General features: G+C 62.1%; 6 protein-coding genes and 1 tRNA gene. 1 reads left to right on the top strand and 6 read right to left on the bottom strand.

Translation table 11 applies throughout. The features are described from left to right. Window positions 1-1,810, bottom strand: a 1,810-nt coding sequence (locus WCB02_RS28055; protein WP_423963010.1) for a beta strand repeat-containing protein, incomplete at its 3' end; no start/stop codon positions are given. Between the two features lie 429 nt (window positions 1,811-2,239). On the opposite strand from WCB02_RS28055, the gene WCB02_RS28060 reads away from it, so the two are divergent. After that, complete coding sequence (locus tag WCB02_RS28060) at window positions 2,240-2,479, top strand: hypothetical protein (RefSeq protein ID WP_423963011.1); 240 nt, start codon at window positions 2,240-2,242, stop codon at window positions 2,477-2,479. 373 nt (window positions 2,480-2,852) lie between these two features. Here WCB02_RS28060 and WCB02_RS28065 read toward each other — a convergent pair. The 5 genes from WCB02_RS28065 to dctP all read right to left on the bottom strand — a co-directional run. Then, a tRNA-Lys gene (locus tag WCB02_RS28065) sits at window positions 2,853-2,928 on the bottom strand. Window positions 2,929-3,091: 163 nt separating this feature from the next. Beyond that, entirely contained in the window at window positions 3,092-3,682 is a 591-nt protein-coding gene (locus WCB02_RS28070) for a Spy/CpxP family protein refolding chaperone (protein ID WP_423963012.1), read from the bottom strand. A gap of 121 nt (window positions 3,683-3,803) precedes the next feature. Further along, entirely contained in the window at window positions 3,804-5,087 is a 1,284-nt protein-coding gene (locus WCB02_RS28075) for a TRAP transporter large permease (protein WP_423963013.1), read from the bottom strand. Continuing rightward, the gene (locus WCB02_RS28080) at window positions 5,087-5,659 is read right to left on the bottom strand and encodes a TRAP transporter small permease (RefSeq protein WP_423963014.1); all 573 of its coding nucleotides are present in this window, start codon (window positions 5,657-5,659) and stop codon (window positions 5,087-5,089) included. The genes WCB02_RS28075 and WCB02_RS28080 overlap by 1 nt, the downstream gene beginning before the upstream one ends. A gap of 160 nt (window positions 5,660-5,819) precedes the next feature. Beyond that, window positions 5,820-6,278, bottom strand: a 459-nt coding sequence (dctP, locus tag WCB02_RS28085) for a TRAP transporter substrate-binding protein DctP (protein ID WP_423963015.1), incomplete at its 5' end; no start/stop codon positions are given.

Genomic DNA, 6,278 nt, shown 5'->3' on the forward strand with positions numbered 1-6,278 from the left:
AGGCGGTCCAGCGCTGCGCAGGCGGAACGGCCGGCGGCGCTTTCAGCACGCCTGCATAGGCGCGAGCGACATCGGGCGGCAATGCCGCTTGCGCATCGCTTGCGAAGCCGAGCCCTTGTCCACCTGAGCCGCCGCGTCCAGCATCTACGAACGGGTCAAGCATCAGATTGAGGAACTGGGTCGTGAGCTGGAGAGCCGCGTTCTCTGCCCCGCTTGCCGCCTCGCCGTCGAGTTGCGCCAGACCGGCGGGGCTAACGGTGAAGAAGCCCAGCGGGATGCCGCCCGCGCTGTTGAAATAGCTCGTGAGCACATTGGCCACGGCCTGCTGATTGCTGTTGAGCCCCGTAAATTGCAGGACGCCCAGCGTCAGGTTCAGATATGCATCGTTGGCATCGTAGCTCAGGCTGTCGGTGCTGCCTCGCGGCAGACCCGTGTTGGCAATGCCTGCGAAGGTCGTGCCGCCAAGGCCGCCCGCGGCAGTCAGGATCGTGTATTGTTTCTTGATGTAGCTTCCGAGCGCAAAATTCGCCTGCACGGTTCCCGCCAGCACGGCCGTTCCGGAGACCCGCGCCAGTGACGCCGTCGCGGGATTCACCTGGACGGCATAGAAGGCACCGGACTGGAAGGCGAGATTGCCTGAGACTGTCGCCGCGCTGGCTGTCCCAGGCGCGCCCGGCGCGAAGGTGCTGCCGCCGGCGACCGCGACGTTTGCGGTCGTGCCGTTGCCAGTCAGCGTGCCGCCACTGATGGTGGTGACGCCGCCGATAAAACCGGCATTGTTGGTGGTGCCGGCGGTATTGGTGAGGCCCCCACTCAACGTTCCGGCATTGTCGACCGTGCCGCTGTTGACCAAAAGGCCTGATAGAGTTGCGCCTGCATTGTTATTGAACATGCCGGCATTCGTCACCGTACCGATCCAGGTCAGATTGTTCGTGAGCGTGCCGGCGTTCGAGGCAACGTTGCCGGACCATGTGGCATTGTTGGTGACGGCACCGGCGTTGCCGAGAACGTTGCCGATCCAGGTGGAACCCGACTGGTTGACGATTGCGCCGTTGTTGGCGAGGACATTGCCGTTCCATACGCCGCCGTGGTCGTTGACGATCAATCCGGTATTGTTGATCACGTTGCCGGTCCATACGGCGTGGTTCACGCCGCCCGGATTGGTGTTGACGTCGTTGTAGTTGTTGACAATGGCGCCAGCATTGGCGACGACATTTCCGCTCCAACTGCCGCCAAGGTTGTTGATCTCGGCCGCGTTGCTGTCGACGTTGCCGGTCCAGGTGCCGTAATTGTCGATCTGCGCCAAGCTGTTGGACCCGCCGCCATCGGCAACCACGTCTCCATTCCAGAAGCTGGAGCTCAAATTGAAGACGACGTTGTTGTTGCCCTGCACCTCGCCGGTCCAGGTGGCGCCGTTCTCGTTGACGATCTGGCTATCATTGGTCAGCACGTTGCCGGTCCAGGTCGCGGCGGCGCCGCCGTTATGGATGCTGCCGAAGAAGTTGGAGACAATTTCGCCCGACCAAGCGCCGAGATTGCTGACATAGCCCGTGTTGACGACGGTGCCGGCCCACGTGGCTCCAATATTATTCGAGATGCCGCCGGCATTGCTCAAGACGTTGCCGGTCCATACGCCCGGGAAGTTGTTGTTGATGGTTCCGGTGTTGCTGGTGACATCTGCATTGTAAGCGACGTCATTGTTGAATGTGCCGGTATTGACCAATACGCCGGCGGCTGCACCTGCGCCATCGGCGAGCAAAGCCACCGTCGCCGCGCCAAGTAACAGGAGTGACCGTCTGCGAGACGCCATGGTATCAAGACATGCGTCTGCCATGCGATAGCCGCAGCCGCGTGCGCGGCACTCGGACTCCGCCATTTTTTGGGATAGATCCTTCGCCCCAAAACCTGAATATGACTTTGCCAGCTTCATTCAGGACGGCCGAGCGCAACTTCTCGCGCGGCCTTGTGGTTCTTTAGCATATCGTCAAAAACAGGACGTTCGGGAGGCTGACCGCGCTGCACCTGGAAAACGAATCGCTGCATTTAGAAAAGCTGAACTTCGCGCCACGGATTGTCCGCCCTGTTAAGTGCTTAGCGAGCAATGTTACTTATATTTGCAGTCTCGCTCAGGTCGTGGGATCCTCGATGAAACCCGAGAACCATCGACGGGCTGTTCGCGCCTTTCCTCTCGATCAAGAGGACGAGGCGCAGCGCGCTCGCGCGGTCGATCAGCGCGCGCGTGCTGGCGGAATCGCTGGATGTGCAGGCGGCGCGCGACAGCAATGGCGATGGGACAGCATGGCGCATGAAGCCAATCTCGTCGCTGCTGTTCGTCAATGGCGCTGGCGAACTCGACCAGAAGCACAGACCTGCGCGATACCTGCGTCATGCTGCTCGATCGCGCGGGCTGCGAGCTGCTGACGAGCTGCGACATCACGGGGCACTCGTACCGAAGCGCATAGACCATCGTGAAGCATGACCGCGCCCGCAATGCCGATGCCGGCATCGACCGGCTCGAATTGCAGGTGCGCGAGGAAGGGCTGAGCGCCGACGGGTCCCCGGGTCCGGCGCCCTGTAATTCCGCGACCGCGGCAATCAGCTCAAGCTGGTATCTTTCCTGGTCGAGGAGCGTCGGCTGGGCGCAGCGCTCGCTTCCTTATGGCGATGATATTTGCGACGAACCTTCTTGCTCATCGAAGGCTGCGCGCACCGGGTTTCTGTGAAGGACATTCACAGAACGTGTTGAACTCGTCGCACGGCGTGCGACGTCCGACCACGAAAGGCGTCGCACGAGACCCGTTTTGTTCTCTAGCGAGATCCCGCGAAGGTACTGGAAAAGAAGGCCTTTTCCTTGGTGGGCGCACCAGGGCTCGAACCTGGGACCCGCTGATTAAGAGTCAGCTGCTCTACCAACTGAGCTATGCGCCCGAAGCTTGGCTTCGGAAAGGCCTCGCGAGAGGGCGTCGTTTAGCAAAGCGACCTCCCGATGTCCAGCAAGGCGGGAGCGTTTTTCGATGTCATTTCAGGCATCGAGGACAGAAAAAGCCGTCGGAAATCCGACGGCTTTTCCGTTCGGTCGAAGCCGCGCGCGTCAGAGCCGTCCGGACTCGGAGCCGTCGCCACCCATGCCCCGGCCGCCATCCATGTCCATGCCCCGGCCGCCGTCGTGGCCCATGCCGCGCTCCATCCAGCGGTGACGCCAGCCTTCGTGGCCAAACTGGCCGTCATGATGATGGGTCAGCAACGCGAGCCGGCGCTTCTGGCCGTCGTCCAGCGTCTTGTAGAGCGGATCGGCGGCATCGGCGATCTTCTTCAGCGCGGCCGCGGTCGCGGCCATGTTGTCGGCGCGTTCGCGCAAGCGCGCCACCGGATCCGGCTTCTGCTCGTCCTGCGCCTGGGGTGCACTCTCCGCCTGCATCCGCGCATTGGCTCGATCGATTCGCATTTTGGCGAAATCCCGCACCGCGCTTTCGACCGGCGGCCACAACTTCTCCTGATCCGGCGTCAGTTTCAGCCCGGCATGCACCTCGGCAATCTTCGCGTCGGCGAGCGCGGCCCGGTCTTCCGGGCTCAGGCGCATGTGCTGCATGTGCTCACGAAGCCAGGGATGGTACTGGGCGTAGACCGCGGTCGAACCGGCGATGGCAAGCGCGGCAACGCCGGCGATGGCAAATTTCCTCATGCGAACCCTCCTCTCAAGGTCGCCCGAACATGGGCACAGCGAGACGCGCAATCAACTTACAGTTTGGACAGACTGGAGAGCCTTACCAAGATGTAATTGAGCTTGATCAAAGCCAAACGCCTCAGATCATGCCGAGCAGCCGCGGCAGCCACAACGAGATCTCGGGCACGTAAGTAATCAGCCCGAGAAAGGCTAGCATGGCGCACAACCATGGCAATACCGCGATGGTGATCTCGCTGATTCCCATCTTGGCGATGCTGGATGCGATGTAGAGGTTCAATCCGACCGGCGGATGACACAGGCCGACCTCGGTATTGACGATCATCAGCACGCCGAGATGCACGGGATTGATGCCGAGCTTGGTCGCCAGCGGAAACAGGATCGGGGCCATGATGAGCAGGATCGACGACGGGTCCATGACATTGCCCGCCAAAAGCAGGATGACGTTGACGACCAGAAGAAACATCCAGACCGAGAAATTCCTGTCGATGATCCAGGCCGCCATGGCCTGCGGAATCTGCTCATGCGTCATCAGGAACGAGAACAGCACCGCGTTGGTGATGATGTAGAGCAGCATGGAGCTCATGCTCGCCGCCTGCAACAGCACCTTCGGCACCTCCGTGAGCTTCAACTCCCGGTAGACGAACACGGTGATCAGGAAGGCATAGACCGCGGCGACGGCGGCGGCTTCCGTCGGCGTGAAGATGCCGCCATAGATGCCGCCGAGCACGATGCCGATCAAGGCGAGGCCCCAGACGCTGTCGCGGAAGGCCAGCCATTGCTGGCCGAGCGTGGCCCGCTTCATCCGGGGGTAGCCGTTGCGCCAGGCTACGAACCAGGTCACCGACGCCAGCATCAGCGCCAGAATGACGCCCGGCACGATCCCGGCCATGAACAGCGCGCCGATCGACGTGTTGGTGGACACGCCATACAGCACCAGGATGATCGAGGGCGGCACCAGGATGCCGAGCGCGCCGGAAGTTGCGATCACGCCGACGCCGAACCGGCGCGGATAGCCGTAATCGACCATCGCCGGCAGCATGATCGAGCCGATCGCGACCACGGTGGCGACGCTCGACCCCGAGATCGCCGCGAACATCGCGCAGGCGGTGACACCGGCGAGCCCGAGTCCGCCCGGCAGGTGACCGACCAGCGAGGTGGTGAAGGCGATCATCCGCCGCGCCACCCCGCCACGGGTCAGGAACGTGCCGGCCAGGATGAAGAACGGGATCGCCATGATGCCGAAATTGTCCAGACCCGAGAACAGTTTCAGCCCGACGCTTTCGATCGGGACTTCCGTCATCGTGAACAGGAAGGTCAGCACGGTCAGGCCGAGCGAAATCGAGATCGGCATGCCCGTCAGCATCAGGGCAAACAGCAGCCCGAAGATCAGCGCCGCGCTCATCACGCTTCTCCGAGCGAGATCGGCGCGGTCGGGCTGACCTCGATGTCGTCGACATGGGCGGCGTCATGATGCGGCAACTCGCCGGTCCAGTAATAGGCCCACATCACCTGCAGGAAGCGGAAGCACATCAGATAGGAGCCGAGCGGGATGCAGGCATAGACGATCCAGCTCGGCAGCTCGAGATCGGGCGACACCTGGTCGGTCTGCATCAATTCGAACACGAACTTGGCGCCCATGGTGCCGACGATCCCGGTGAACACCGCGCCGCCGAACAGGCCGAGCAGTACGACCCGCTTCCGCCAGCTGTCATTGAGCTGCTTGATCAGGACGTCGACGCCGACATGAATGCCGGTTCGCACGCCGTAGGCCGCGCCGAACTTCGCCATCCAGATGAACATGTAGATGCACAGTTCCTGCGACCAGGAGAGGTCGATCCAGAACAAATAGGGATAGAGGATGGGAATATTGACCAGAAAGCGGTGAACGACCGTCACAAACGTGATCAAGGTCGCAGCGCCCATCAGGCTTGCGATGATGACTTCCTCGAGCCGGTCGAGAATCCGCAACAGCATGAACGTCCCCCGTGACGATCGGGCGGCTCAAGAATCCGCCCGACCACGCAGCCCGCATGCGCTACGGCCGCGGACCCATTGTTTGCCGGTCAAGTTTGCCGGTCAAAGCGCGCAATCAGCCACCCCTGCCCGGCGCGCTCAGTGCGTGCTCAGCGCGTCCTCAGTTCATGGGGCTGCGCCCGGTCTCCTTCAGGAACTCGTCAATCAGCGGTTGACCGACGCGCGACGCCACTTCCTCGTAGACCGGCATCATCGCCTTGCGCATCGCCTCGTCCTGCTCCGGCGTCAGCGTGACGATCTCGGTCTTGCCGGATGCCTTGATCGCCTGCAGCGCGTCGTCGTTTTCCTTCGCCGACTGGCTGTTGCCGAACTCGGTGGCTTCCTTCATCGCCTTTTCGCAAGCGGTGCGGATATCGGGCGGCATCCCGTCCCAGAACTTCTTGTTCACGACCACGACGTAGCCGATGTAGCCGTGATTGGTGACGGTGGCGTATTTCTGCACCTCATGCATCTTCTGGGTGTACATGTTCGACCAGGTGTTTTCCTGCCCGTCGACGACCCCGGTCTGCAGCGCCTGGTAGACGTCGGAGAACGCCATCACCTGCGGGATCGCGCCCAG

The organism is Bradyrhizobium sp., assembly GCF_049581145.1.
Taxonomy (GTDB): domain Bacteria; phylum Pseudomonadota; class Alphaproteobacteria; order Rhizobiales; family Xanthobacteraceae; genus Bradyrhizobium.